Origin of the sequence: Burkholderia pseudomultivorans (genome assembly GCF_902499075.1) — a bacterium.
Classification (GTDB): Bacteria; Pseudomonadota; Gammaproteobacteria; order Burkholderiales; family Burkholderiaceae; genus Burkholderia; species Burkholderia pseudomultivorans.
This window is the reverse complement of sequence record NZ_CABVPP010000001.1, coordinates 259,633-285,991: the sequence shown is the minus strand read 5'-3', so window position 1 is coordinate 285,991 and position 26,359 is coordinate 259,633. Positions and strand designations below refer to the sequence as shown.

Below are 26,359 nucleotides of genomic sequence, written 5' to 3'. Positions count from 1 at the left end.
GGAAGGTGGTCGTCCGCCGTGTCGGCGGGCGCGGGGATGGCGCAAGGGACGTGCCTGCGCGGCGGGCGCGGCGTGAAACCGCGTGTGAGAACGCGGCGCGGCGTCGTATGTGAGCGGGGCGACGGGAAGCGGGCGCGTGCGTGTTCAGCCGGTTGTAAAAAAGCAGCGTTACGACGCGCGGCGCGACGGCGCGTCGTCGCGCCGTTTCAAACGGCAATCGGGTTTCGACGCGCGCGGCGGTGTATTCAGCGGTTCACGAGCTTCGCCGGATACGCGAGCGCGAGTGCGCAACCGACCAGCATGCACGCGGCGAAGCCGTACAGACCCGCGCTCTGCGAATGGAACGTGTCGCGCAGCCAGCCGATGAAATAAGTGCTGCCGAAGCCGCCGAGGTTCGCGATCGAGCACGCGAACGCGATCCCGCCGGCAGCGGCCGAGCCCTTCAGGAACGTGGACGGCAGCGCCCACACGACGGGCATCGCGGCGGCCGCGCCCGCGTTGATCAGCGAGAACAGCAGCACCGTGCCGATCGTGCCGTGCGACGACGTCGCGGCGATCGCCAGCGCGACGGCGGACACGACGAACGGCACGACGATATGCCAGCGGCGTTCGCGCGCGCGATCCGAGCTCGCGCCGCAATACAGCGTCGCGAGTACGGCGGCCGCGTTCGGGATCACCATCAGCCAGCCGATGTGATAGGCGTCCTTCACGCCGGTGTCGCGCAGGATCGTCGGCAGCCAGAAGCTCACTGCGTACAGCCCGAGCAGCACGCACAGGTCGATCAGGCCGAGGGCCCAGACCTTCGGATCGGAGAACGCGCGGCCGAGCGCGTGGCTCTTGTTGCCGGCCGGGTCGCGGTCGAGGTTCGCGCGCAGGATCCGCTTTTCGTCGGCGTTCAGCCATTGCGCGGATTCGATGCTGTTGGGCAGCCAGCGCAGCACCGCGAAGCCGAGCAGCACGGAAGGCAGCGCCTCGAGCAGGAACAGCCACTGCCAGCCGCCGAGCCCGTGCACGCCGTCGAACGCGCGCATGATCCAGCCGGAGATCGGGCTGCCGATCATGCTCGACAGCGGCAGCCCGACCATGAACAGCGCGACGATCCGCGCGCGGCGCGCATCGGGATACCACTGCGTCAGGTACAGCAGCACGCCCGGCAGGAAGCCGGCTTCGGCGGCGCCGAGCAGGAAGCGCACGACGTAGAACTGCATCGGCGTGTGCACGAACATCGTTGCGCCCGACAGCAGGCCCCACGTGATCATGATGCGCGCGATCCACAGCTTCGCGCCGACGCGCTGCAGGATCAGGTTGCTCGGGACTTCGAACAGGATGTAGCCGCCGAAGAACAGGCCGGCGCCGAGCCCGTATATGGCATCGCTGAACTTCAGCGCGTCGAGCATCTGCAGCTTCGCGAGCCCGATGTTGATGCGGTCGAGGTAGGCCGCGAAGTAGCACAGGCAGAACAGCGTGATCAGGCGCAGCGTGACCTTGCGGTAGAGCGTGCCGTGCAGCGCGTCGTCGGGGGAAACGGCGGCGCTCGGGTGTGCGGTAGACATGGGATTGCCCCTGTTCGAATGTGACGGGTAAGTGGGTCGCTGATCGGCGCGAGCGTGGTTCGAGGCGCGCGCTCGAGTCTGTATAGCACGCCAATTAAATAGCGTACACACTAGGAAATGCGTGTTCTGTCGGTCCGGGCGGCAGAGCGTTGCCTGGCGCGGTTGCATATGGTGAATCCCTGTTTTTATCGGGGTTTTTCGTACGAATCGGCAAGCGTCGAAGCGGGGGAGCATCGCGCTTCGGAATGCACGAAATTCGTGCGTATGCACTTAAAAGTGGAGCGTGTACGCGAAACTGCATTGCGTTGCGGAAACGCGCGCGGCCGGCGCGCGCATGCCATCCCGGCCGTTCGTCTGCAACGACGCGCAGCGCGGTCGATTGCGACCGGTCCTGATGCACCGCAATGAAGCGGCGCGTCGTGTGCGATCTCGCCGATTCGAGGGTGTACACTGCTTGTCTTTCGGTTTCCAGGCCGCGCGGGCCTTCATTTTCATGGCGTCTTCGAAGGATTCCTACGACTTTCACGACCAGGTCGGGCATTTGCTGCGCCGCGCCTATCAGCGGCACGTGTCGATTTTCCAGGAAGCGATTCCCGATTCGGACCTTACCGCCGCGCAGTTCGTGACGCTGTGCGCGGTCAAGGAACGGCAGGCGAGCTCGCTGAACGATATCGTCAAGGCGACCGCGATCGACCAGGCGACGATACGCGGCGTCGTCGAGCGGCTGAAGGCGCGCGCGCTGATCGAGGTGCTGCCCGATCCGAACGACGGCCGCAAGCTGCTGGTGCGCGCGACGGCGGCCGGCCTCGCGCTGATCGAACGCACGGTGCCGTTCGCGCGGCAGGTGACGGAGCGCACGTACGGCGCGCTCAATCCGGGCGAGCGCGTCGCGCTGCAGTTCCTGCTGCGCAAGATGATGGAGGAAGACGGCGGCGCGTGATGCGGGCGCTTACCCGGTGCCGACGGCGGCGCGCAGGTCGGCGTCGTCGGGCGTCATCAGCCGCCCGGCGTCGCGCAGTCCGGCGCGGATCGTCTCGGGCGTGAACGGCGGCGCGTAGAAGCGCACGCCGGTCGCGTCGAACAGCGCATTCGCGAGCGCGGCGGGACCGGGCACCGACGCCGATTCGCCGGCGCCGAGCGGCGGCTCGCCCTGTCTCGGCATCAGCACGACGTCGATCTCCGGCACTTCAGCGAACGTCAGGATCGGATAACTCGCCCATTCGCGCGATGCGACCTTGCCGTCGGCGAATCGCACGCGCTCCTTCAGCGTGCGGCTCAGCACCTGGATCACGTTGCCGTGAATCTGGTGGCGCACGCCGTCGGGGTTGATCATCGTGCCGGTGTCCTGACCGACCGTCACGCGCTCCACGCGCAGTTCGCCCGACACGCGATCGACGCTCACATCGACGATCCATGCCGACCACGCGGCACCGAAGCCGGGAAAGCGGCTGTGCACATAGCGCGCATACGCGATGCCGCGTCCGCGCACGACGCGCGCCGGATCGGGCTCGCGGCGCACGCGCGGCGTCCATCCCGCGCGGGCGGCGACCGCGTTCAGCAGATCGATTGCGCGCGGATCCTGCAGATGACGAAGGCGAAACGCGAGCGGATCGACGCCGGTCAGCGCCGCGCATTCGTCGACGAACGCATCGTGCGCGAACGAGTTCGGCAGCGCCGATACGCCGCGCAGCCACGATGCGCGCACGAGCGGCGCGAGATCCTCGCAGACGAAGCGCCGATGCGTGCACATGTACGGCGACACGGCCGTACGGTCGCCCATCTCGAACACGCGCGGCTCGGGCGCGAGCGTGCCGGTCAGCAGCGCGGCCAGCAGCGGCGCGTCGTTCGACGGATAGCGCGTCGAAAAGTCGTAGCCGAGCAGGCGGCCGTCGCGCGTGACGGTGCCGGTCACCTGCATCAGCTGGCCCGCGCCCTTCGGTTCCCACAGATGCTCGTCCGCGCGCGACAACTGCACGCGCACCGGCCGGCCGACCGCGCGCGACAGCAGCAGCGCGTCGCCGCACACGTCGTCCGCGCCGTTGCGGCCATAGCAGCCGGCCGCTTCCATCCGCACGATGTCGAAGTCGGCCTCGTCGCGCGCGACCAGCGTCGCGAGGTCGTAGCGCAGCGACACCGGATTCTGCGTGCCGGACCACACGGTGATGCGGCCGTCGCGCGGCGCGCGATAGTCGGCGACTGCGCATGACGGGCCGATCGAGCCGTGCATCTGGAACGGCCACGCATAGCGGCGCGTCAGCGTGAGCGTGTCGGGCTGCGCGCGCGCGGCGTCCACGTCGCCTTCGTCGAGCAGCAGTCGGCGGCGTGCGGGCGCGGCGGCGATCGCGGCGGCCGGATCGTCGAGCGGCGGCAGCGCGGCGGGGGGCCGCCACGTGATGCGCAGTTGTCGCGCGGCGCGGATCGCCTGCTCCTCGCGTTCGGCGACGACGCCGACGAAATCGCCGATCGCGACGACCGCGATCAGTCCCGGCACGTCGGCGACCGACGCGCGATCGACGTCGAGCAGCGACGCGCCGACGAACGCGCCGCTGTCGTGACCCGCATACGGCGGGCGCACGACGCGGCCGTGCAGCATGTCCGGCACGCGCACGTCGTGCACGAAGGTGAGCTGTCCGGTCGCTTTCGCGGGCAGGTCGACGCGCGGCGACGAGCGGCCGACGATCCGGTACTGCGCGGGATCCTTGGTGCGCGCGTCGAGATCGAGCGGCAGCGCGATGCGGCGCGCTGCGACCAGTTCGGCGAAGCGGGCCGTTTGCCGCGCAGCGTCGGAACCGGTAGTCGAGATTGCGCCGTCGTCGACGGTCAACTGTGCAGCCTCGACGCCGAACCGTTCGGCCGCGAGTGCGAGCAACGCGTGTCGCGCCTGCGCGGCCGCGCAGCGCAGCGGCGTCGCCGAAATCTGGATCGTCGCGCTCGCGATCGTCGGGCCCTGGTTCGGCGTCGCGGCCGTGTCGCCGAGCACCATCGTCACGCGCGCGGCCGGCACGTCGAGTTCCTCGGCGACGATCTGCGCGAGCGACGTGCGGATGCCGGTGCCGAGATCGACGTGTCCGTTGAACGCGAGGATGCGGCCGTCGTCGAGGATCGCGACGAATACCTCGGGCAGGTCGGGCACATACGACGACAGGCTGCCCGGCTGGCCGGGCGCGGGCTTGACGGGCGGCGCGGGCGGCCGGATCACGGTCAGGCAGCCGTTGCGCGCGAGCAGTTCGGAGCGGTTCACGGAGGCGGGGTCCTGTCGGGGAATGCGGGCGGCGATACGGTGAGTCGGGCGCTCTGCGCGCATCCAATCTAGGCGGCCAAAAGCGCAGCGTCAATCGCAGCTGCGGCAGCGGCGGCGAATCGTCTTGCCGCTGCCGCCGCCGCTGCGCGCAAGCCGCACACTTCAACGCGCGTGCGCGGCCATCGCGTCGATTGCCGCGATCGCGTCGTCGAGCGGCATCACGGCCGCGTACTTCTGCTGCATGTCGAACAGGTTCGCTTCGTGCGGCGCGATCGCGCGATCGCCGACGCAGTCGGCAAGCACCAGCGGCCGGAACCCGTGCGACATCGCGTCGACGACGCTGGCGCGCACGCAGCCGCTCGTCACGGCGCCCGCGACCAGCAGCGTCTGCACCGCGCGCTGCGCGAGCCACGGCGCCAGCTGCGTGCCGAAGAACGCGGACGGCACCGTCTTGCGCACGACCAGTTCGCCGTGCGCGGGCGTCAGCTCGGGCACGATCGCGCTGTTCGGATGGTGCTCGGTCAGCGTCGCCATGCCGGGCACCTTCAGCGAGAACACGTTGTCGTCGCTGCCGTCGTCCGCATAGACGATCCTGCTGTGCGCGACCGGCCAGCCGCGCTCGCGCGCGATGGCCAGCGCGCGGGTCGTGCGCGCGATTGCCGGCGCGATGTTGCCGCCGCCGAACGTCGCCGGATCGGCAAAACCGATCACGAAATCGACGATCAGCAGCCCGATGTGGCCGTGCGGCGGCAGCGGTGTGCCGAAGCCCTGCTGGCGGTATACGTGGGCTTCGGCGTGGCGGGAAAGCTCGGTCATGGTCTGTCTCGTCAGGCGGGTTGGTCGGTCACGCGGCCGTCGCGCACAACGGTCTCGCCGTCGAGCTCGACCGTGCAGCGGCGCAACGGAATGTCGATGTGGCAGGTGGTCGTGCGGCTGCCGCCGCCTTCGTTGTTCGGGCCGAGCGAGAACAGGAAGTTGCCTTCGAACGCGCGCGCGTCCATGCCGATCGTCGCTTCGCGGTCGTACAGGCCGAGCGTCGACCAGCGCGCGCGCGGCTGCAGCCCCCAGCCGATATGCGAGATCGCATAGCCTTCCGGGTCGGCGAAGGTGTCCATGTAGTCGCGCAGCAGGTCGGCGTCGACGCCGCCTTCGATGCGCGTCGCATAGCCGCCTTCGACGGTCAGTGCGATCGGCTCGCTTACGTAGTGCTTTTGCGGCAGCAGGATGTCGCCGCGGTCGATCACGATCGTGCCGCGCGCGGTGCGGTCGTTCGGGTAGGTCAGCGCGAAGCCGCTCGGCCAGTGGTCCCAGCGGCCCGGCGCGTCGACGAAGCCGTATTCGGCCGTCGGCGGGAATTCGCCGAGCGGGCACACGAGCGCAGTGCCGGCGGCCGAGCTCACGCGCATCTCGCGGGCAGCCGCGATCTGTTTCGTCGCGGCGAGCACGCGCGTGCGATCGGCGAGCGTCGGCACCATCCGCACCAGCACCTCGGGCGGCTCGACTGCGAGCAGGATCTTCGTGCCCGTCTTCAGGATCTCGTGCTGCTCGGGCGAGAACAGCAGCGTCATCAGGTCGAGCACGAGGTCGCTCGCGCGCAGCGCGGCGATTGCGGCCGGGTTGCCGGTCAGCGGCGTCGTGCCGAGATAGGCGAGCGGGTCGCGGCTGAACGCCTTGTCGCCGTTGACGGGCGGCAGGTCGAGCCGGTTGACGATCGCGCCCATCGATTGCGTCGCGATCAGCGCGCACGACAGCGTCTGCGGATGGGTGGCCGCGCTCGTCAGGATCGTGACGGTCTGGCCCGGTTCGAGGCGCGACAGCGTGAGCACCTGCTTCCACGCGTCGATCAGTTGGGTGTCGCTGACTGGCATCGTCGGCTCCGGTAAAGGCGTGAGGGAAAGGGGCGGGCGCCGGGCGCTCAGGCCGCGAGCGGCGCGCCGAGGAAGTCGCCGAACGCCGCGTAGAAGCCCGGCGCGTTGTCCCACGGAATCATGTGGCCGGCGGCCGGCACGCGCACGTGCCGCATCGACGGCGTCGCGCGCTGCAGTTCGGCGACGTCGTCGTCGCGCACCACGTCGCCGCGTTCGGCCGTGATCAGCAGCGACGGCACCGCCAGCTGCGCGGCGTCCGCGTGGAAGTCGTCGGTATGGAAGCCTTCGTACGACGCGCGCACCGCGCGTTCGTCGCAGGTGTGCAGCCATTCGGCGCGCAACTGCAGTTCGGCGTCGGTCCAGGTCGGGCAGAACGCGCGCATGCCTTCGGCATCGGTGCCCGCGCGCGCCAGCGCCATCGAATCGATGTACCACGGCAGCTTGCCCGGATAGTCGCGGCGGTTCGGTCCCGACACCGGCGGATCGACGAGCACGATCGATTCGAGCCCGCGAATGCCGCGCCGCGCCGCGCGCGCGGCGATCCGCGCGCCCATCGAATGGCCGACGAGGCTGGTGCGCGGCAAGCCGAGCTCGGCGACGAGCGCCGCGACGTCGTCGGCCTGCGCATCGAGGCTGTAGTCGAGCGTCGGCGACGCGTCGGACAGCCCGCGGCCGCGCACGTCGAGCACGTAGGTATCGAAGGCGGCGCCGAACACGTCGCCGACGAAGCCCCACGTGATCGCGGGGCTCGTGATGCCGGGGATCAGCACGATCGCGGGGCGCGCGGCGCGCGGGCCGGTCGCGCCGCCGTAGCGCAGGTAGTGCTGGCGGATGCCGTTGGCGCGAAGGTTCGCGCCGTACAGGAAGGTCGAGGACATCGGAGGGCTCTGTCGAAAGGGGCGTGTTCAGTACGCGCCGGACAGCAGCGCGCCCGCACCTGGCACGATCGGCTCGAGATCGAGCTCGCGCAGCATCGCGTAGGTCGTCGCGATCGCGGCCGTGACGACCGGCTTGCCCGTCATCGCCTCGACCTTCGCGACGGCCGGCAGCGACGGCATCTGCACGCACGCGGACAGCACGATCGCATCGGCGTCCTGGTACGGCAGCGTCTTCACGATGTCGGGCAGGCGCGCCGGATCGTGGCGGCCGACATCGAGGTTGTCGGGAATTTCCAGCGCGCGGTAGTCGATCACGTCGTAGCCCTCGTTGCGGATGTAGTCGACCACCAACTCGGTGAGCGGCTTCATGTACGGCGCGACGACGACGATGCGCTTCGCGCCGATCACCTTCAGCGCGTCGACGAGCGCGCCCGCGCTCGTCAGCACCGGCGCCCGCGCGCCGTTGTCGGCCGTCTGCTTCGTCAGGCGCGCCTGCGACACGCGGTGATAGCCGTGACCCATCGCCATGATCGCGACGAGGCATGCGTAGCCGAGCACGTCGACGCGCGCGTCGCTCAGCTCCAGCGCGCATCGATCGGACTCCGCGTCCATCGCCGCCAGTTCTTCCTTGACGACCTTCTTCATCCGCATCCGGCTCGAGTGATACGTGAAGCGCTCGGGCCGGATCGCTTCGCGCAGGCGCAGCATCGCGGGGATCTCGGTTTCCATCGTCGTGTTGGAACTCGGCACGATCTGGCCGATGCGGTAGGTCTTGCTCATGAAGGAGGGCTCCGTGTCGGTAAGGGTGGGGCGGCATGCTGGCGCGAGGCCGGCCCGCTTCGAGAAAAGTCTAGTGTGTACATTTGAAAATGACAATGGGTCAAAATATTTTCTGATTCGGTGTGGCGCTGTTTGTTCGAAAATATAGGGAATTTATTGGTGTTTTCCCGAGTGAGGAACAGGCGCGGGACATTCCGCTTGTCTTCAATAAATTGAGTGTGTACGCTACATAAACTTCGTTCCATCCACCCGTTGCCGCGCGCTGTCCGGCAACGGGCTCACGATCAGGAGATCCGCATGAGCACACCCCGTATCGCAATCATCGGCGCCGGTCTCGGCGGCACGGCCGCGGCTGCGCTGCTGCAGCGCGGCGGCTACGACGTCGCGCTGTACGAGCAGGCGCCGGCGTTCTCGCGCCTCGGCGCGGGGATCCACCTCGGCCCGAACGTGATGAAGATCATGCGGCGCATCGGTTGCGAGGACGCGCTGAACGCGATGGGCTCGCATCCGGACTGCTGGTACAGCCGCGACTGGCAGACGGCCGACGTGCTTGCGCAGATCCCGCTCGGCGACTACGCGCTGAAGACCTACGGCGCGAGCTACCTGACCGTGCATCGCGGCGATTTCCACGCATTGATGACGCAGGCCGTGACGCCCGGCACGATCCGTTTCGGCAAGCGGCTCGCGTCGGTCGAGGACACGGGCAGTGCAGTGCGCCTGATATTCGCGGACGGCAGCGTCGACACGGCCGATATCGTGATCGGCGCGGACGGCGTGAACTCGAAGATCCGCGAGCACCTGCTCGGTGCGGAGCCGCCGCGCTATACGGGCTATGTCGCGCACCGCGCGGTGTTTCCCGCGTCGCTGCTCGGCAACAAGCCGTACGACATGTGCGTGAAATGGTGGTCGGAGGATCGCCACATGATGGTCTACTACGTGACCGAGAAGCGCGACGAGTACTACTACGTGACCGGCGTGCCGCAGGCCGAATGGCCGGAAGGCGTGTCGATGGTCGACAGCAGCCGCGACGAGATGCGCGAAGCGTTCGCCGGCTTCCACGACGACATCCAGCACCTGATCGACGTGTCGCCGTCGATCACGAAGTGGCCGCTGCTCGAGCGTGATCCGCTGCCGCTGTGGAGTCGCGGCCGTCTGGTGCTGCTCGGCGATGCCTGCCATCCGATGAAGCCGCACATGGCGCAGGGCGCGGCGATGGCGATCGAGGATGCGGCGATGCTCGCGCGCTGTCTCGACGAGGTCGGCATCGGCGATTACGCGGGCGCGTTCGCGCTGTACGAGGCGAACCGCGCCGCGCGCGCATCGAAGGTGCAGCTGGTGTCGCACAACAACACGTGGCTGCGGACCAACGAGGATCCGTCGTGGGTGTTCGGCTACGACGTGTTCGACGTGCCGCTCGTGTCGCCGTCGCGGGACAGCGTGGCGGCCGTGGCCTGACGCGCTTCGCGTGCTGCGCTGTCGTTGCATCGTGCCGGCGGGATGCCGTGCACCGACGCATGCGATGCCGGCACGCGCGCATTTCGGCGTGTTATATGTGAGCGCCGCGGCGCGGGTCGCCGGCTCGCGCCGGTTGCCGCGAGCCGGCGGCCGTGCCCGCCGCCGGCCGCTTGTCGGTCGATGATCGGCCGCCCCGCATTCCGGATTCGCCCATGTCCCATTCCGCTTCCCCAACGCGGTCGCTCGCGTTTCGCGTCAACGGCGCGCCGCGCACCGTCGACGGCATCGCCTCCGATACGCCGCTGCTGCTGGTGCTGCGCAACGACTGCGCGCTGAACGGCCCGAAATACGGTTGCGGGCTCGGGCAGTGCGGCGCCTGCACGGTGCTGGTCGACGGGCAGGCGACGCGTTCGTGCGTCGTGCCGGCCGCCGCCGCGAACGGGCGCGACGTGACGACGCTCGAAGGGCTCGGGTCGCGCGATGCGCCGCATCCGATCCAGCGCGCGTTTATCGACGAACAGGCCGCGCAATGCGGCTATTGCCTGAACGGAATGATCATGAGCACGAAGGCGCTGCTCGACCGCAATCCGTCGCCGGACGACGCGGCGATCCGCGATGCGCTGCGCTTCAACCTGTGCCGCTGCGGCACGCATCTCGAGATCCTTCGCGCGGTGCATCGCGCCGCTTGCTATCTGCGGGACGGTCATGAGGGATGATCGGCAGATGGCCGTGCAGGCCGACGCACCGCTCGCCACCGACAACGCGCCGCAGGATCGCGACGACGCATCGCGTACGCATCATGCGCGCTACAGCTGGCCGGCCGGCGAGGCGCGCACGCATGCGTCGCTCGATATCGAAACGCGAATCGCGCCCGACGGGCGGATCACGGCATGGCGCTATCGCGCGCAGCTCGGCGCGGAGCAGGACGATCGCGATGTACTCCGGCTCCGGTTGCCGAGCGACGACGGAGCACGCGATCGCGATGACGACCCGTCGTCCGATGCCGTGCCGGGAGCAGGGGCATCCGCAGCGGCGCCGCCATTCGTCTACCGGCACGCGCAGACGTCGATCGAGATGGCCGCCGCCGCCGCCGCGATTCCGCTTCACGCGCACGTGTTCGCGCGCGAATCGTTCGTCGACGAACTCGCCGGCGCATTGCGGCGCGATCCGGTCGCGCTGCGGCTGCAGCATCTCGATGCGTCGGAGGACACCGGCCCGCGCGAGATTATCCGGATGGTCAGCGAACGCGCCGCATGGGGTGCGCCGGGCACGGCCGGGCGGCCTGCCGGCGCGCGGCTCAGCGGCCGGGGCTTCGCATTCGACGGCGCACGTGCGCCGTCGTCGTCCGGCACGATCGCCGTGCCCGCCACGCGGGCGGATGAATCCGCGCAGCCGGGCATCGTCGCAACGCACGATCGCCATCACGAACAGCCGAACGCCGATGCGACGCACGACAGCGGCGACGCGAACTGGAGTGCATGGGTCGTCGATCTCGACGTCGATCGGGCGACGGGCGAGGTTGCGGTGCGGCGCGTCGTCGCCGGGCAGGGTGTGGGCGCGCCCGACCAAGCCTCGCTCGCGGGCTTGCCCGCATGGCAGATCGAGGCGGCGATTTCACGCGTGATGGGCACGCGGCTGGCCGCGCGCCGCGCGCATGACGAGACCGATACCGCTGCACGACCGGATGCGTTCGCGCATGAACTGATCTTCGCCGGCGACGCGCGACCCGACGCGCGCGACCAACGATCCGCGCACGACGCGCACCGGATCGAGCAGGCGGCGGCGCCGGCCGCCGCCGCGATCGCGAACGCGCTGTACGACGCGACGGGCGTGCGCTTTCGCGCGCCGCCGTTCGATCCCGAGCGGATTCGCGCGGCGCTGGCGCATCCCGAATCGGCCGGTTTCGGCGACGAACCGGCCGCCGTCGCGCCGCGCCGTGCATCGCGCTGGCGCCGCTGGCTGGCCGGCGGCGGCATCGGCGGGATGGCGGGCGGCCTGATCGGGCTTGCCTGCGCGATCCTGTCGGGCCCCGCGCCGATCGCCCCCGTCGCGCCCGGCGGCGCGGACGCCGCGATGTGGAGCGCGGCGACGCTCGAACGCGGCCGCCAGATCGCGATCGCCGGCGACTGCGCGGTCTGCCATACGGCGCCCGGCGGCGCGCCCAACGCGGGCGGCCTCGCGCTCGACACGCCGTTCGGCACGATCTACACGACCAACCTGACGCCCGACCCGGAAACCGGCATCGGCGCGTGGTCCTACCCCGCGTTCGCGCGCGCGATGCGCGAAGGCATCGGCCGCGACGGCACGCACCTGTACCCGGCCTTCCCGTACACGGCGTTCGCGAAGCTGAGCGAGCCGGACCTGCTCGCGCTCTATGCGTACCTGATGTCGCAGCCGCCGGTGAAGCATGTGCCGCCGAAGACGAAGCTGCCGTTCCCGCTCGACCGGCGGCGGCTGCTGGCCGGCTGGAACTGGCTGTTTCACGATGCGCGGCCGTTCACGCCGGACCCGTCGCGCTCCGCCGCATGGAATCGCGGCAAGTATCTCGTCGACGGCGCGGGCCATTGCGGCGCGTGTCATACGCCGCGCAACGCGCTGGGCGCCGAGAAGGGCGGCTTCGCGTACCTGTCGGGCGGCGAAGCCGAAGGGTGGGTCGCGCCGCCGCTGGTCGCGTCGCGTAGCGCGCCGGTGCCGTGGACCGAGCCCGCGCTGTTCGAGTATCTGCGCACCGGTTTCTCCGCGCAGCACGGCGTCGCGGCCGGGCCGATGGCACCGGTCGTCGCGGGGCTCGCGTCGCTGCCGGCGTCCGACGTGCGCGCGATCGCGCACTACCTGAGCTCGCTGTCGCCGCCCGTCGACGCTGCCGCAGCGGCCGATGCGGCGGCCCGGCACGCGCGTGGCGCGGAAACGGTCGCGACGCTCGGCCTCGAGAACGGCCGTCGCGCGTTCGATGCGGCGTGCGCGGTCTGTCATGCCGAATCGGGCGGCGTCGGGCATTTCGGCGTGCGCCCGCTGATGGGGTTGAACACGAGCGTCAGCCAGGCGACGCCCGACAATCTGCTGCGCGTGCTGCACAACGGCATCGACCATCCGGCCACCGAGCGGCTCGGCTACATGCCGGGCTTTCGCGACGCATTCGACGACCGGCAGATGGCCGAACTCGCCGCATATATCCGCGCGCGCTATGCGCCGGGGCAGCCGGCGTGGCGAAATCTGGCGGATGCATCGGCGCGGATCCGGCAGGAAGACGTGCATTGACGAGCGCATCGCGCGTCGCGGCACACCGCGACGGCGACGGCTCGGGCAAATCTGCCTGATCGGCGAAGATCGCGCGTAAAGATTGCCTGATCGCCCATCGTTTAACCATTCGAAACAATGTGTTCACCGAATGGGGCATGATCTTCTGCGATCGGGCAGGCATACTGTCGCCTATGTTGCTCAATGCCGTCGAACCGACGGCACGCCCGTTCCCCATGTCGAATCCTGCTTCTTTCCGAATCCTGCGAGGGTTGATCCTCGCGGCTGCCGCTTGCCTGCTCGCCGCGTGTTCGACCGCCTCCGACGTTGCCGCGACGTCGAACCCGAACGTTTTCACCGTGAAGACGCGCACGCTCGGCGTGTCGACGTCGTGGGCCGACGCCCATGAAAAAGCCGTCAGCGAAGCGACCAACTACTGCACGCAGCGCGGGATGCGCGCGAGCATGAAACAGGAGTCGCTGACCGGCGGCCGCCGCGTCGATGCGCGTTCGGAACTGTCGTTCGAGTGCCATCCGACCTTCGAGACGGCGTCGAATCCGCGCGGCTAGCACGACACGGCCGCGCACGCGACCGGCGTCGCGATTTCTGCTGATCCGCGTCGACCCGCGATGCCGCCGCTGCGCATCGCGGGTCGACGCACGTCCGTCGCCCGTTACGCGGGCTGCGGCTCGTACAGCTTCACGCACGCGGAGAAGTCGAGCGCGCCGAGCCCCTGCTGGCTCATCGACTGATACAGCTGCTGCGCGAGCGCGCCCATCCATACCGGCTGCCGCGCATGGCGCGCGGCCTCGGTCGCGAGCCCGAGATCCTTCAGCATCAGGTTCGCCGCGAAGCCGCCCGCATAGTTGCGCGCGGCGGGCGCCGTGTCGCTGACGCCCGGATACGGGTTGTACGTGTCCGAACTCCAGCAGCGTCCGGTCGACGTATTGATGATCCCGGCCAGCACGCCCGGCTCGATGCCGAGCGCCGCGCCGAGCGCCATCGCTTCCGACACGCCCATCATCGAGATCCCGAGCAGCAGGTTGTTGCAGATCTTCGCGATCTGCCCGGTGCCGGTGCCGCCGCAATGCACGACGTTCCTGCCCATGTCGAGCAGCACGGGGCGGATGCGCTCGAACAGCGCGGGCTGAGCGCCGACCATGAAGGTCAGCGTGCCGGCCTGCGCGCCGCCGGTGCCGCCGGATACGGGCGCGTCGGCGAGCGGCAAGCCGCGCTGCGCGGCCGCGTCGGTGATCGCGCGCACGGTGTCGGGATCGATCGTGCTGCAGTCGATCAGCATCGCGCCCGTGCGCGCGCCGGCCAGCACGCCGTCGTCGCCGAGGTAGACGCCGCGCACGTGCGGCGCGGCCGGCAGCATCGTGATCACGATCGACGCGCGCGCGGCCGCGTCGCGCGGCGAATCGGCCGCTGCCGCGCCGGCGCGCACCGCGGCGTCGACCGCATGCGCGTCGAGGTCGAACACCGTCAGCGCGTGGCCGGCCTTGACGAGGTTGGCGGCCATCGGGCCGCCCATGTTGCCGAGTCCGATGAAGGCGATTTCCATGTGCGGGGCTCCGGTCGCCATCAGCGCAGCGCGATCGTCGTGTTCACGCCGCCGGCCGTCGCGTCGTCGTCGAACCAGCGCGCGGTGACCGTTTTCGTCTGCGTGTAGAACTGCACGACCTGCTTGCCGTACGGGCCGAGATCGCCGAGCTTCGAGCCGCGCGAACCGGTGAAGCTGAAGTAGGGCACCGGCACCGGAATCGGGATGTTGATGCCGACCTGGCCGACGTCGATCTCGCTCTGGAACTTGCGCGCGGCCGCGCCGCTCTGCGTGAACAGGCCGACGCCGTTGCCCATCGGGTTGCGATTGACGAGCGCGATCGCATCGTCGAGCGTGTCGGCTTCGAGCACGACCACCACCGGCCCGAAGATTTCCTGCGTATAGATCGACATGTCGGTCGTCACGCCCGAGAAGATCGTCGGGCCGACGAAATTGCCCTGCTCGTAGCCGGGCACCTTCACGTCGCGGCCGTCGAGCATGAGCTTCGCGCCGGCCTTCACGCCTTCGTCGATCAGGCCGACGATGCGCGCATGCGCGGCCTTCGACACGACCGGCCCGACGTCGGTGCCCGGCTCGTGCCCCGCGTTGACCTTCAGCGCCTTCGCCTTCTCGACCAGGTCGGGCAGCCAGTCGCGTGCCGCGCCGACCAGCACGACGACCGAGGTCGCCATGCAGCGCTGGCCGGCCGCGCCGAAGCCCGCGCCGACCAGCGCGTTGATCGTCTGCTCGCGATGCGCGTCTGGCAGCACGACCGCGTGGTTCTTCGCGCCCATCATCGACTGCACGCGCTTGCCGTGCTCGCTGCCGAGGTTGTACACGTGCGTGCCGACGCGCGTCGAGCCGACGAACGAGATCGCCTTCACGTCCGGGTGCGTGCACAGACGATCGACCACGGTCTTGCCGCCGTGCACGACGTTGAGCACGCCCTTCGGCACGCCGGCCTCGATCGCGAGTTCGACGAGCTGCATCGTCGACAGCGGATCCTGCTCCGACGGCTTCAGCACGAAGGTATTGCCGCAGACGATCGCCATCGGGAACATCCACAGCGGGATCATGCCGGGAAAGTTGAACGGCGTGATGCCCGCGCACACGCCGATCGGCTGGCGCAGCGTGTAGGTATCGACGCCGCCCGCGACGTTCTCCGCGAACTCGCCGAGTTGCAGCGTGCCGATCGAGCACGCGTGCTCGACCACCTCGAGACCGCGGAAGATGTCGCCCTGCGCGTCGGGCAGCGTCTTGCCCTGCTCGGCCGTCAGCGTCGTCGCGATCCGTTCGAGATTGCGGCGCACCAGGTCCTGGAACTTCAGCATGATGCGCAGCCGCGCGCCGATCGGCGTGGTCTTCCAGGTCTGGAACGCGCGCTGCGCGGACGCGATCGCGGCGTCGACCTCGTCGACCGTCGCATACGGCACGCGGCCGATCGTTTCCTGCGTCGCGGGATTAACGATGTCGCCCCATTCGGTGCTGTGCGATTCGACGAACGCGCCGTCGATCAGCAGCTTGGCGGTGGGCAGGGCGAGGGTAGTCTGGGGAACTGCGGCGTTCATGGATGTCTCCGGAAAGCGGTGTGACGAAAAAAGAGGGGGCCGCGCCGCCATGCGTGCAGGCACGGCGGACGACAGGAAGGGAATCGAACGATTGCCGGGCGCGCTCAGGCTCCTGCGCGCGCCGGCCGCATCAGCGCGGTACAGACCAGCGCGAACACGCCGAAGCCGACGAGATACGCGATCACGTAATGCGGCTGCCCGCCGCCGGCCTTCAGCAGCGACGTCGCGATCATCGGCGCGAAGCCGCCGCCGATCACGCCGGCGAGCTGCACCGACAGCGAGATGCCGCTGTAGCGGATTTCCGCCGGAAACTGCTGCGCGAACAGCAGCGACTCGGGCGCATAGAGGATCGGGAATACGACGCCGAGGCCGAGCACGATCGCCCACCACGCGAGCGAGGTCTGCTGCGTGCCGAGCATCATGAAGAACGGCGCCGCGAACGCGCACATCAGCACGAGGCCGATCGCGAACATCCGGCGCTGGCCGATCAGGTCGCTGAGATGGCCGCACAGCGGCATCGTGACGAGCGACAGCGCCGCGCCCACGGTGATCGCGTGCAGCATCTCGGCCTTCGGCAGATGCAGCTGCTGCGTCGCGTACGACAGCGCAAACGTGACGACCATGTAGAACCACGTGTTCTCGGCCGCGCGCGCGCCGACGATCGTCAGCACTTCGCGCGGATGGCGGCGCAGCGCGGCCGTCACCGGCGACTTCTCGGCCTTGCCCTGGCGCTGCATCTTCTCGAAGTCGGGCGATTCCGGCACCTTCGCGCGGATGAACCAGCCGAGGCCGACCAGCGCGATGCTCGCGAGGAACGGCACGCGCCAGCCCCACGACAGCATGTCGGCTTCCGGCAGCGCGGCCACCGCGGCCATCGCGAGCGACGACAGGATCAGGCCGAGCCCGACGCCCGTCTGCGGCAGGCTGCCGAACAGTCCCTTGCGGCCCTTCGGCGCATGCTCGACGGCCATCAGCACCGCGCCGCCCCATTCGCCGCCGACCGCCATCCCCTGCAGGAAGCGCATCGCGATCAGCAGCGCGGCGGCCCAGTAGCCGATGCGGTCGTACGACGGGATCAGCCCGATGATCATGCTCGGCACGCCCATCAGCAGCAGCGTGATCATCAGCATCGACTTGCGGCCGATGCGGTCGCCGAAGTGGCCGAACACGATGCCGCCCATCGGCCGGCCGATGAAGCCGACCGCGAACGTGCCGAACGCGGCGAGCGTGCCGACCACCGGATCGAGCGACGGGAAGAAGATGCGGTTGAACACGAGTGCGGCGGCGGTGCCGTACAGGAAGAAGTCGTACCACTCGATCGTGGTGCCGGCCATGCTGGCCCAGCCGGCCAATAGATGGTGCTTCGCGGTGCGCGCGGGCGCAGGCGCCGCGAGCGTCTCATGCTCATCGAGGGTGGATCGGGTCTGCATGGCGTCTCCATGGTGGTTGCCGCGGTTCGTGGTCCGCAGGTCATGGTCGAGTATAGTTATGCGCATATTCATGCTGTAGCGATAAAGAAACCGGTTGGATGTGCATTTATGCATATCGACGGCCGGCCCGGAGACACCGCCTTTTCCCTTCCTCGCCGATGCGACATGCGACCGAGCCGGTTTCCGGCAACCTGAACTGGGACGATCTGCGCTTCTTTCTCGAAGTCGCGCGCACGCAGCGCGCGAGCGGGGCCGCGAAGCGGCTCGGGGTCGACTACACGACCGTCGCACGGCGGATTCGCGCGCTCGAGGCCGCGATGGGCACGCTGCTGTTCGACAAGTCGCGCTCCGGCGGCTTCACGCTGACGGCCGAGGGGCAGCGGCTGGTCGCATATGCGGACGCGATGGAGACGACCGTGCAGTCCGCGCGCGACCAGATCGCGAACACCGGCGAGGCGTTGTCGGGGCATGTGCGGGTCGGCTCGACCGAGGGCTTCGGCTGCTTCTTTCTCGCGCCGCAGCTCGCGCGGTTTCGCGCCGCGCATCCGCAGGTGACGGTCGACCTGCTGCCGGTGCCGCATTTCGTCAGTCTGACCAAGCGCGAGGCCGACCTGGCGATCACGCTCGAGCGGCCCGAGCGCGGGCCTTACGTGTGCACGAAGCTGTGCGACTACCAGCTGCGCCTCTATGCGACGCACGACTATCTGGCGAATCACGCGCCGATCGCCTGCACCGACGATCTCGCACAGCATGCGTTCATCAGCTATGTCGACGATCTCGCGTTCAGCAGCGAGCTGCTGTACCTGGAGCGCGCGGTGCCGGGCGCGACCGCCGGGTTGCGGACCACGAGCGTGATCGCGCAGTATTTCGCGGCGCTGCAGGGCGGCGGGCTTGCGATCCTGCCGTGCTTCATGGCCGCGCGGCAGCCGGCGCTGGTGCCGGTGCTGCCCGGCGATGTGGTCGTGACGCGGTGTTTCTGGCTCACGTGTCGCGAGGATCTGCGCAAGCTGCGCCGGGTGACCGCGCTGTGGGACTACCTGCGCGCGGCGGCCGACGCGAACCGCGCGTTGCTGGCCGGGGCGTCGGGGGAGCTGAGATTCGTCGGGGAGTCCGACTGACCGTCGCGGCGTGGCGGCCGCGGGAGCCGTTATGTCATGATGTCCGCCTCGACGCGTGCAAGGAGAGGATCGTGGAGATTCGTTCGCAATGGACGTTCGCGTGCCGGCCCGAGCACGTGTGGCCGCATTTCTTCCATGCGCGAATGGACGACACGCGGCCGTTGCTGTTTCGGCTCGGCGTGCCGAAGCCGGTCAACTGCCGCGTGCTCGAAGGCGCGCCGGCCGTCGGCAATACGCGGCAGTGCACGAGCGATCGCGGCACGATCGACCAGCGGATTCTCGTGCTCGACCACCATCGCCGGCTGCGCTACCGGATGATTGCGTCGACGGTATGGTGTCGCGATTGGGTCGGCCTGCTCGAGGACGAATTCACGCTGACGCCGGTCGACGACGGCACCACGCGCGTCGAGCGGCGCACCGTGTTTCGCGCGCGCGGCTTTCTGAAGCCGGTCCGGCAGATCGGGCTGTGGCTCGCGTTGCGGCAGGCGCATCGGTATGCGGCGCGCAACTGGCGGCGTCTTGCGAGCGACGCGAAGGCGGCGTACAGGAATCTCGGCGGCGAGCATGCGACGTGAAGAAAAATACTCTGACGACGAGCGCGGGACACGTCTACACCGAACTGCGCGAGCACGCGGAAAAGCGCGATCGGGGATCAACCGGGGATGAATACGTGCGCACGTGTGAAGTATCCCGGCGGGCCTGATGCGGAACAGGGCAGGGAACGGCTGGGGCAGATGTCGTCAGTCCTTCGGCAACGGGCCACTGCATAGACAGCCGCGCGTGGCAGGGCGCCGCCCGACGGCTTGTCCGATGCCTCCGTCGACGCGCCGTCCGGGCAGCGATACTGCAAGACCTTCATCTCACCGCGGGCACCCGACCCGATCCGCCAGCTCGTGCAGATCGGCGACGACGAAATCCCATGCGTCCTCCGCGTTCAGGTCCGTCGTCTGGCCGGGCCCGTATTCGGTGGGTCGCGGCACGAACGCGGTCGACAGGCCGAGCCGGCGCGCGGCGGCGAGATCGTCGTTGTGCGCGGCAACGAGACATACCTCGGCCGGCGCGACGCCGAGAATCTCGACTGCCTCGTTGTAGACTTTCGGCGCCGGCTTGTACGCGTGCGCGACTTCGGCGCCGAGAATCGCATCCCACGGCAGGCCCGCGTGCTTCGCGATGTCGATCATCAGCCGAATATTGCCGTTCGACAGCGGCGCGATGATGAAGCGCTGTTTCAGCCGGTTCAGCGCGGCGACCGAATCGGGCCACGGATCGAGGCGATGCCACGCGAGGTTGAGCGCGTCGACTGCCGCATCGGGCACGCCGGCGATGCCGTAGCGCTCGATGATCCGCACCAGGTTCTCGCGATGCAGCAGGTCGAGCCTGACGTACGAGCGGCGTCCGCTGCGGACTTCCTCCATCGACGGCCTATATTCGCGCCGCCATGCGTCGGCGAATTCGAACGCGTCGAGCGTCGGCGCGTAGGTTTGCAGGAAGTCGGCGGCTTCGCGCGCGACACGGCTTCTCCAGTCGACGATCGTTCCAAAGACATCGAACACGAACGCCTTGATTTCGGTCGGGTTCATCGTGGATCCTGTGCGGGACGGGTGATCGGGGCAGGGCCGTCGACGGCCACCGCCGCTTGCTTCGGCATTAGACCATGGTTACGGGCGGCGCGGGTTCCGGCGCCGTCGCACATGGGTGAACGCAAGCGGGGAAACGATGACATTCGACGTGGAAAGCATCCTGTCCATGCTGGACGAGTGCTGCGAGCAATTCAACTTTCCGATGCTGGACAACGGCTACGTGTATCTCGCGGCGACGCGGCCACATTGTCAACATCACGTCGATGGGCGGTCACATCACGATGCCGGGGATTGCCTATTACTGCGGCAGCAAGTTCGCGCTGGAGGGGATTTCGGAGGCGCTCGGCAAGGAGGTCGCGTCGTTCGGCATCGCCGTGACGGCGGTCGCGCCCGGCTCGTTTCGCACCGACTGGGCAGGGCGCTCGATGGTGCGCACGCTGCGCTCGCGCTGGTCCGCGACAAGCTGTCGGCGCTGGAGCGCGAGATACGCGCGTGGGAGGCGGTCACTGTGTCGACCGACGGCTGACGGTTGACGGCTGACGCGCGCCGCCGTGTGCAGCGCATCGGCGGACGGCCTCGCGCCGCCGTCCGCCGGCGCTCAGAAATGGCCCTTGCGCACCTTGACCTGCACCTTCCCGTCGCGAATCGGCATCACGTCCGGATTGTCGTCGCCGACCTCGCTCGCGATCAGGTCGTTCAGCCTGTCGTTCATCGCGAGCAGCAGCTCGCCGTTTTTCCGGCGATCCGTCGCGAGGTTGCGCATCTCGCCCGGATCGCTCGCGAGGTCGAACAACTCGACGTCGTTGCGCGCGAACAGATCCTCGAGCGTCGTCGGCCGGTTGAATTCGAGCGGCGAGAAATACCGCGTAAAGCGATAGCGTCCGTCGAACACGCTGCGGATCGTGCCGCGCAACCGGAAATCGGGCTGTTGCGCAAGCGCACGGCGCAGCCGCTCGTCGTCGGGCACGCCTTGCTGCTTCAGCGCGCTCAGCTCCTTCAGCATCCATTCGCTGTCGTAGTACAGCAGCATCGCGTAGTTGAACAGCGTCGCGTCGCGCGCCGCATGCAGCTTCGCGTCGGCGGGCTTCGCGAGCCAGCGCGTCAGGTCGTGCCCGTGCAGCGCGTCGCCCTTGATCGACGCGGCCCGCGCGGCGTCGATGCCGGTCAGCCCGAGCAGCGTCGGCGCGATGTCGATATGCGACGTCAGCGCATCGCATTGCCGGCCGCCCGGATAGGCAGGATGACGAATCACGAGTGGCACATGGTTCTGCGGCTGATATGCGGTCGCACCCTTGCCGACGAGCTGATGCGCGCCGACATGATCGCCGTGGTCCGCGGTCATCACGACGATCGTGCGCTCGTCGAGGCCGAGCGACTTCAGCGACTGCAGCAGGCGCACGACGTGCGTGTCGCAGTCGCGGATGCAGTTGAAGTAGTTATCCTGATAGATCCGCAGGCGATCGTCGGTGAACGGATAGCGCCCGACCAAGTTGCCGTGCGCGGCATTGAACATCCCGTGCGCGGCCGGGCGCCCGGGCTCGTCGTACGCCTGCCGGCGGGACGCCGCGAGCGGCACGTCGCGCCATGACGTGCGATACAGCGCGTCGCCCGGCGGCGGCGCATTGCCGAGCATCGGATGATTCGCGTCCTGCACGGTCGAGCCGTCGGTGTCGGTGTTGACGAACATCACGTCGTGCGGATTGACGAGATTGACCGCGAGGAACCACGGCTTGCCTTGCTTCGCGAGCCGCGGCGCGTGATTGCGCATCCAGCTCACCGCGGCCTCGGACGTGATGCCGTCGTACTGATAGCCGCCGCGCACCATCCCGATCAGGTCGCCGACGCCGAAGTAGTCGTCGAAGCCGTACGCGCGGATCGTGCGGTTGTAGTCGGCCACGGGCGCCGTATACGGGCTCGCGGTCTCGTGCAGCGACGCGCTCAGGTGCCACTTGCCGAGATACGCGGTGTAGTAGCCCGCATCGCGCAGCATGTGGCCGACCGTGCGTATGTCCGTCGACATGTCGTTCTGCCAGGGCACGCCCGCGTTGTCGAGTACGCCCGTGTGCTGGATGTGCTGTCCGGTGTAGACGGTGGAGCGCGACGGCGAACACACGCAGGCGGCGATCTGGTGGTGCATGAACGTGACGCCGTCGCGCCGCAGCGCTTCGCGGCCCGGCACGGGAAACGGCCAGCGGTCGAAATGGCGCTCCTGGTCGGTCAGGATGAACAGGATGTTGTAGCCGGACGGCGGTGCGGCGGGGGCGGTTGTCGCGCCGTGAAACGCGGGGGCCGGATCGATGCCGCTGGCCGCGTCGATGCCGGACGCGTTGCTCGGCGCACCGGCGGCCGGCGCTCCGGCGGCCAGCGCGTCGGCGCCGAAGCCGGTCGACGCGACCGCGGCGCCGGCCAGCTTGAGGAACTGGCGCCGCCCGGTGGGCGGCGCGGAAGCGGGAAGGTCATGATCGTCTTTCACGGCAGCTGTCTCCTGAGTATGCCGGCTCGTGCCGGGGGTTTTCATGTCGACGACTATGCGGCACGATCGCGTATCGATCGATGAAAGATCGGCATCGATCAATAACCTGGCGAACATGAATGACGGAGACTCCCGTGACCGATGCGACACGCGGCCCGACCGGCCGTCCCGGCCCGGAACCGCTGGCGCCGGCCGGCGACCAGCGCATCGTGCAGGCGCTGCGCCGGCTGCGGCTGCGCGATCTCGACACGCTCGACATGCTCGGGCGCACGCGCAGCTTCGCGCGCACGGCTGAGGCCGCGTCGATCACGCAGCCCGCGCTGTCGAAATGGCTGCGCGAACTCGAGGACGCGCTCGGCCTGCCGCTGTTCGAGCGCACCTCGCGGCGCGTCGCGACGACCGTCTACGGCGACGCGCTGCTCGAATGCATCGGCCGCGTGCTGACCGACATGCGTGGCGTGGCGCCCGCGTTCGACGCGCTGCGCCGCGGCGCGGGCCGGCCGGTGACGATCGGCCTGCTGCCGAACATGGCGCAGCAGCTGATGCCGGGCGCGCTCGCATGGCTGCGCGAGGCCGGGCGCGCGGTGCAGCTCAACGTGCGCGAGGACACGCTCGACCGGATGCTCGCGCAGGCGCAGCGCCGCGAGCTCGACCTGCTCGTGTGCCGGCTCGATGCGTCGGCGATGCGCGCGGGCCTCGAGGTCGTGCCGCTGTATCGCGACGACGTGATCGTCGTCTGCGGGCCGCGCCATCCGTTGCGCGGACGTGCGCGCGTCACGTGGCGCGACGCGGCGGCGTTTCCGTGGATCGCGCCGCCGCTCGGCTCGCCGGCGCGCACCGCGCTCGACGCCGAATTCGCGAAGGCGTGCCTGCCGCCGCCGGCCGTGCTGATGGAATCGGTGTCGTGGGCGGCCAATCGCGCGATCGCCGAGCAGTCCGCGTGTCTGTTCGTGCAGTCGGCGAGCGCGTTCGACATCGCCGCGCGGGCCGGGGAGCGCACCGCGCGGCTGCCGCTGAAGCTGTCGATGATGCCGGACAGCGTCGGCGCGCTGTATGCGGCGCCCGCGAGCGCGTCGGTGACGGCCGTGATCGACGCGCTGAAAGCCGTTGCGCGGCGGCAGCAGGATCCGGGTGAATGATGTCTGGAATTTGAAAGGTGGCGGCGAGATCGCCCGCATGCTGCGCCGCATACACACGTAACTCCCGATGCGCGCGGATGCGCCGCTCGTCACCGATTGGTGGTAAATATATCGCCGTGCGCGCCGGCGCGGCGCACGATCGGGGCGCGCGGGGCAGGGCGTCATCCCGGCGCGAAAAAAACGGCACGAACGATCGATAACGAACCGGTCGCATCCGGTCGGACAGACGGCAGGATTCATCTTGAATACCGAACCGCAAAGTTCTCGCTACAGCCTCGGGCTCGCCGCGGAAGTGCTTGCATCCGAGCAGAGCGTGCTGCGGCTGATCACGCGCAACACGCCGCTGCCCGAACTGCTGGTCGAGGTGTGCCGGCGCGCGGAAGCGCTGCTCGGGGACGGCGCGTCGTGCACGATCCTGCTGCTCGACACGGACGGCCTGCATGTGCGCGTGGGCGCGGCGCCGTCGCTGCCCGCGCAGTACAGCGAGGCGATCGACGGCGCGCCGATCGGGCCGGCGGCCGGCTCGTGCGGCACCGCGATGTACGAGCGAAGAATGGTCGCCGTCGAGGACATCGAAACCGATCCGCTGTGGGCCGACTACCGGGCGATCGCGCTGCCGCTCGGGCTGCGCGCATGCTGGTCGGTGCCGTTCGAGGACGACGCGGGCACCGTGCTCGGCGCGTTCGCCGTCTATTACCGCACGCCGCGCCGCCCGAGCGACGAGGAAACCGCGCTGCTGCTCGACATCAGCAACAGCGTCGGGCTCGCCGTGCACCAGGACCGCATCGCGCAGCAGCTCGCACGCAGCGAGGAACATCACCGGCTCGTCGTCAACAGCCTGAACGAAGGCATCCTCGTCGTGTCGCGCGACGGCGTCGTCATCGCGAGCAACCCGAGCGCGAGCCGGATGATGCGCGTGAAGGGCGAGCTCGTCGGCCGCCGCCTGTCGACGGTGATCCTGCGCAAGCTGCACGAGGACGGCACGCCGATTCCGCCGGAAGACTGGCCGAGCCGGCGCGCGCTGGAGAGCGCGACGCCGATGCTCGGTTACACGGTCGGCTTCGGTCTCGCGGACGGCGACATCATCTGGGTGCGCGGCAACGCGGTGCCGATCGTGAAACCCGGCGACACGCGGGCCGAATCGGTGCTGGTGTCGTTCAACGACGTCGGGCCGGTACGCGAAGCGCAGCAGCAGCTGCGCTATCTCGCGACGCGCGATGCGCTGACGGGCCTCTACAACCGCCGCTGGCTCGCCGACCGGATGCGCGAGATGTTCGGTCAGCGCGACGCCGCGTCCGGGCCCGCGCGCATCGCGATTCTGTTCATCGATCTGGTCGGCTTCAAGAAGGTCAACGATACGGCCGGCCACGACGCGGGCGATGCGCTGCTGCGCAGCGTCGCGATGCGGCTCGAAGGCTGCGCGGGCGGCCGGCATGCGCTCACGCGCGTCGGCGGCGACGAGTTCGTGATCCTGGTCGACGACTGCGACGATCCCGAGCGGCTCGCCGTGCTCGCGCGACAGGTGATCGATGCGATCGGGAAGCCGTTTGCGGTCGCGAACAACGAGTACTGGCTCGGCGTGTCGATCGGCATCAGCATCTCGCCGCGCGACGGCGACGATGCCGCGACGCTGATGCGCAACGCCGACTCGGCGATGTACGACGCGAAGCAGCGCGGCCGCAATCATTTCACGTTCTTCACCGCGCAACTGAACCTGCGATTGCAGCGCCGTTTCGCGATCGAGCAGTCGTTGCGGCGCGCGCTGGCGTCGAATGCGCTGCGGCTCGCGTATCAGCCGGTCGTCGACGCGCGCAGCGGTCGCACGGTCGGCGCGGAGGCGCTGCTGCGCTGGACCAGCCCCGAGCTCGGGCCGTTGTCGCCGGCGGAATTCATCCCGGTCGCGGAGGATACCGGGCTGATCGTCGCGATCGGCCAGTGGGTGCTCGAGACCGCGTGCCGGCAGGCGGCCGAATGGCGCCGCACGATCGCGCCGGACCTGATGCTGGCCGTCAACCTGTCGCCGCGCCAGTTCCACGACGGGCTCGTCGAATCGGTCGGCCGCTGTCTCGCGCAGACGCGGCTCGATCCGGCTGCGCTGGAACTCGAGATCACCGAAGGGCTGCTGATGAACGACACCGACACGGTGCTGCCGATGCTCGAAGCGCTGACGGACATGAACGTGCGGATCTCGGTCGACGATTTCGGCACCGGCTATTCGTCGCTGGCCTACCTGAAGCGGTTTCCGCTGCACAACCTGAAGGTCGACCGCTCGTTCGTGTCGGGCGTGCCCGATCATCGCGACGCGGTCGCGATCACGCAGGCGGTGGTCGCGATGGCGCATTCGCTCGGCATGAAGGTCACTGCCGAAGGCGTCGAAACCGAGGCGCAATCGTGGTTCCTGCAGCAGATCGGCTGCGACATGCAGCAGGGTTATCTGTTCAGCCGGCCGCTCGATCCGGCTGACTACGCGCGCCGGCTCGTCGCGACATGAACGCC

20 protein-coding genes and 2 pseudogenes are annotated in these 26,359 nt (G+C 69.1%); 11 read left to right on the top strand and 11 right to left on the bottom strand.

What is annotated here, in order from left to right:
* Positions 1 to 245 precede the first annotated feature (245 nt).
* Positions 246 to 1,553, bottom strand: a complete 1,308-nt coding sequence (locus BST28156_RS01235; RefSeq protein WP_174901240.1) for an MFS transporter — start codon at positions 1,551 to 1,553, stop codon at positions 246 to 248.
* A gap of 493 nt (positions 1,554 to 2,046) precedes the next feature.
* On the opposite strand from BST28156_RS01235, the gene BST28156_RS01230 reads away from it, so the two are divergent.
* Positions 2,047 to 2,493: a MarR family winged helix-turn-helix transcriptional regulator gene (locus BST28156_RS01230; RefSeq protein WP_060243162.1), complete on the top strand. Its 447-nt coding sequence runs from the start codon at positions 2,047 to 2,049 to the stop codon at positions 2,491 to 2,493.
* A gap of 9 nt (positions 2,494 to 2,502) precedes the next feature.
* Here the strand turns inward: BST28156_RS01230 and BST28156_RS01225 are convergent, their stop codons facing one another.
* The 5 genes from BST28156_RS01225 to BST28156_RS01205 form a co-directional block, all read right to left on the bottom strand.
* Complete coding sequence (locus tag BST28156_RS01225; protein ID WP_174901239.1) at positions 2,503 to 4,794, bottom strand: xanthine dehydrogenase family protein molybdopterin-binding subunit; 2,292 nt, start codon at positions 4,792 to 4,794, stop codon at positions 2,503 to 2,505.
* 162 nt (positions 4,795 to 4,956) lie between these two features.
* Entirely contained in the window at positions 4,957 to 5,610 is a 654-nt protein-coding gene (locus BST28156_RS01220) for an isochorismatase family protein (RefSeq protein ID WP_174901238.1), read from the bottom strand.
* Positions 5,611 to 5,621: 11 nt separating this feature from the next.
* A complete protein-coding gene (locus BST28156_RS01215; protein WP_174901237.1) occupies positions 5,622 to 6,662 on the bottom strand; it encodes a 2,5-dihydroxypyridine 5,6-dioxygenase NicX family protein in 1,041 nt (346 codons plus the stop codon).
* Between the two features lie 47 nt (positions 6,663 to 6,709).
* Positions 6,710 to 7,540, bottom strand: a complete 831-nt coding sequence (locus BST28156_RS01210; protein ID WP_174901236.1) for an alpha/beta fold hydrolase — start codon at positions 7,538 to 7,540, stop codon at positions 6,710 to 6,712.
* Between the two features lie 27 nt (positions 7,541 to 7,567).
* Positions 7,568 to 8,320, bottom strand: coding sequence for a maleate cis-trans isomerase family protein (locus BST28156_RS01205; protein WP_174901235.1), 753 nt, complete (start codon positions 8,318 to 8,320; stop codon positions 7,568 to 7,570).
* A gap of 297 nt (positions 8,321 to 8,617) precedes the next feature.
* Here BST28156_RS01205 and BST28156_RS01200 point away from each other — a divergent pair, with 297 nt between their 5' ends.
* The 4 genes from BST28156_RS01200 to BST28156_RS01185 all read left to right on the top strand — a co-directional run bounded on the left by BST28156_RS01200 (position 8,618) and on the right by BST28156_RS01185 (position 13,581).
* Positions 8,618 to 9,775 (top strand): FAD-dependent monooxygenase, encoded by a 1,158-nt coding sequence (locus tag BST28156_RS01200; protein WP_174901234.1) that lies wholly within the window; start codon positions 8,618 to 8,620, stop codon positions 9,773 to 9,775.
* A gap of 212 nt (positions 9,776 to 9,987) precedes the next feature.
* Positions 9,988 to 10,491: a (2Fe-2S)-binding protein gene (locus tag BST28156_RS01195; protein ID WP_174901233.1), complete on the top strand. Its 504-nt coding sequence runs from the start codon at positions 9,988 to 9,990 to the stop codon at positions 10,489 to 10,491.
* Complete coding sequence (locus BST28156_RS01190; RefSeq protein ID WP_174901232.1) at positions 10,481 to 13,033, top strand: cytochrome c; 2,553 nt, start codon at positions 10,481 to 10,483, stop codon at positions 13,031 to 13,033. The genes BST28156_RS01195 and BST28156_RS01190 overlap by 11 nt, the downstream gene beginning before the upstream one ends.
* A 215-nt stretch (positions 13,034 to 13,248) precedes the next feature.
* Complete coding sequence (locus BST28156_RS01185; RefSeq protein WP_040131767.1) at positions 13,249 to 13,581, top strand: hypothetical protein; 333 nt, start codon at positions 13,249 to 13,251, stop codon at positions 13,579 to 13,581.
* Between the two features lie 104 nt (positions 13,582 to 13,685).
* Here the strand turns inward: BST28156_RS01185 and mmsB are convergent, their stop codons facing one another.
* From mmsB to BST28156_RS01170, 3 genes are all read right to left on the bottom strand, one after another.
* Complete coding sequence (gene mmsB / locus BST28156_RS01180) at positions 13,686 to 14,576, bottom strand: 3-hydroxyisobutyrate dehydrogenase (RefSeq protein WP_174901231.1); 891 nt, start codon at positions 14,574 to 14,576, stop codon at positions 13,686 to 13,688.
* A gap of 20 nt (positions 14,577 to 14,596) precedes the next feature.
* A complete protein-coding gene (locus BST28156_RS01175; RefSeq protein WP_174901230.1) occupies positions 14,597 to 16,123 on the bottom strand; it encodes a CoA-acylating methylmalonate-semialdehyde dehydrogenase in 1,527 nt (508 codons plus the stop codon).
* A gap of 104 nt (positions 16,124 to 16,227) precedes the next feature.
* A complete protein-coding gene (locus BST28156_RS01170; protein WP_174901229.1) occupies positions 16,228 to 17,553 on the bottom strand; it encodes an MFS transporter in 1,326 nt (441 codons plus the stop codon).
* Between the two features lie 158 nt (positions 17,554 to 17,711).
* Between BST28156_RS01170 and BST28156_RS01165 the strand changes: the two genes are divergently transcribed.
* Positions 17,712 to 18,671 carry a LysR family transcriptional regulator gene (locus BST28156_RS01165; protein ID WP_174901228.1) on the top strand — a complete coding sequence of 320 codons (960 nt, stop codon included), beginning with the start codon at positions 17,712 to 17,714 and terminating at the stop codon, positions 18,669 to 18,671.
* A gap of 71 nt (positions 18,672 to 18,742) precedes the next feature.
* Complete coding sequence (locus tag BST28156_RS01160; RefSeq protein ID WP_174901227.1) at positions 18,743 to 19,246, top strand: SRPBCC family protein; 504 nt, start codon at positions 18,743 to 18,745, stop codon at positions 19,244 to 19,246.
* A 285-nt stretch (positions 19,247 to 19,531) separates the two neighbouring features.
* On the opposite strand, the gene BST28156_RS01155 is transcribed toward BST28156_RS01160, so the two are convergent.
* Positions 19,532 to 20,251, bottom strand: coding sequence for a haloacid dehalogenase type II (locus tag BST28156_RS01155; RefSeq protein WP_174901226.1), 720 nt, complete (start codon positions 20,249 to 20,251; stop codon positions 19,532 to 19,534).
* 136 nt (positions 20,252 to 20,387) lie between these two features.
* Here BST28156_RS01155 and BST28156_RS35155 point away from each other — a divergent pair.
* Positions 20,388 to 20,450: pseudogene (locus BST28156_RS35155) on the top strand (hypothetical protein); the annotation flags it as partial.
* Positions 20,451 to 20,478: 28 nt separating this feature from the next.
* Positions 20,479 to 20,697 (top strand): annotated as a pseudogene (locus tag BST28156_RS01150) (SDR family NAD(P)-dependent oxidoreductase); the annotation flags it as partial.
* A gap of 152 nt (positions 20,698 to 20,849) precedes the next feature.
* Here BST28156_RS01150 and BST28156_RS01145 read toward each other — a convergent pair.
* Positions 20,850 to 22,724, bottom strand: a complete 1,875-nt coding sequence (locus BST28156_RS01145) for a sulfatase family protein (RefSeq protein WP_174901225.1) — start codon at positions 22,722 to 22,724, stop codon at positions 20,850 to 20,852.
* 119 nt (positions 22,725 to 22,843) lie between these two features.
* Between BST28156_RS01145 and BST28156_RS01140 the strand changes: the two genes are divergently transcribed.
* Positions 22,844 to 23,863, top strand: a complete 1,020-nt coding sequence (locus BST28156_RS01140) for a LysR substrate-binding domain-containing protein (protein ID WP_174901224.1) — start codon at positions 22,844 to 22,846, stop codon at positions 23,861 to 23,863.
* A gap of 241 nt (positions 23,864 to 24,104) precedes the next feature.
* Entirely contained in the window at positions 24,105 to 26,354 is a 2,250-nt protein-coding gene (locus BST28156_RS01135) for a putative bifunctional diguanylate cyclase/phosphodiesterase (protein WP_174901223.1), read from the top strand.
* Positions 26,355 to 26,359: the final 5 nt, after the last annotated feature.

Bases quoted from the DNA above. Each gene is read 5' to 3' on its own strand.
- BST28156_RS01235 (WP_174901240.1), bottom strand. From the start codon at position 1,553: ATGTCTACCGCACACCCGAGCGCCGCCGTTTCCCCCGACGACGCGCTG.
- BST28156_RS01230 (WP_060243162.1), top strand. From the start codon at position 2,047: ATGGCGTCTTCGAAGGATTCCTACGACTTTCACGACCAGGTCGGGCAT.
- BST28156_RS01220 (WP_174901238.1), bottom strand. From the start codon at position 5,610: ATGACCGAGCTTTCCCGCCACGCCGAAGCCCACGTATACCGCCAGCAG.
- BST28156_RS01215 (WP_174901237.1), bottom strand. From the start codon at position 6,662: ATGCCAGTCAGCGACACCCAACTGATCGACGCGTGGAAGCAGGTGCTC.
- BST28156_RS01210 (WP_174901236.1), bottom strand. From the start codon at position 7,540: ATGTCCTCGACCTTCCTGTACGGCGCGAACCTTCGCGCCAACGGCATC.
- BST28156_RS01205 (WP_174901235.1), bottom strand. From the start codon at position 8,320: ATGAGCAAGACCTACCGCATCGGCCAGATCGTGCCGAGTTCCAACACG.
- BST28156_RS01200 (WP_174901234.1), top strand. From the start codon at position 8,618: ATGAGCACACCCCGTATCGCAATCATCGGCGCCGGTCTCGGCGGCACG.
- BST28156_RS01195 (WP_174901233.1), top strand. From the start codon at position 9,988: ATGTCCCATTCCGCTTCCCCAACGCGGTCGCTCGCGTTTCGCGTCAAC.
- BST28156_RS01190 (WP_174901232.1), top strand. From the start codon at position 10,481: ATGAGGGATGATCGGCAGATGGCCGTGCAGGCCGACGCACCGCTCGCC.
- BST28156_RS01185 (WP_040131767.1), top strand. From the start codon at position 13,249: ATGTCGAATCCTGCTTCTTTCCGAATCCTGCGAGGGTTGATCCTCGCG.
- mmsB (WP_174901231.1), bottom strand. From the start codon at position 14,576: ATGGAAATCGCCTTCATCGGACTCGGCAACATGGGCGGCCCGATGGCC.
- BST28156_RS01175 (WP_174901230.1), bottom strand. From the start codon at position 16,123: ATGAACGCCGCAGTTCCCCAGACTACCCTCGCCCTGCCCACCGCCAAG.
- BST28156_RS01170 (WP_174901229.1), bottom strand. From the start codon at position 17,553: ATGCAGACCCGATCCACCCTCGATGAGCATGAGACGCTCGCGGCGCCT.
- BST28156_RS01165 (WP_174901228.1), top strand. From the start codon at position 17,712: ATGCGACATGCGACCGAGCCGGTTTCCGGCAACCTGAACTGGGACGAT.
- BST28156_RS01155 (WP_174901226.1), bottom strand. From the start codon at position 20,251: ATGAACCCGACCGAAATCAAGGCGTTCGTGTTCGATGTCTTTGGAACG.
- BST28156_RS01140 (WP_174901224.1), top strand. From the start codon at position 22,844: ATGACGGAGACTCCCGTGACCGATGCGACACGCGGCCCGACCGGCCGT.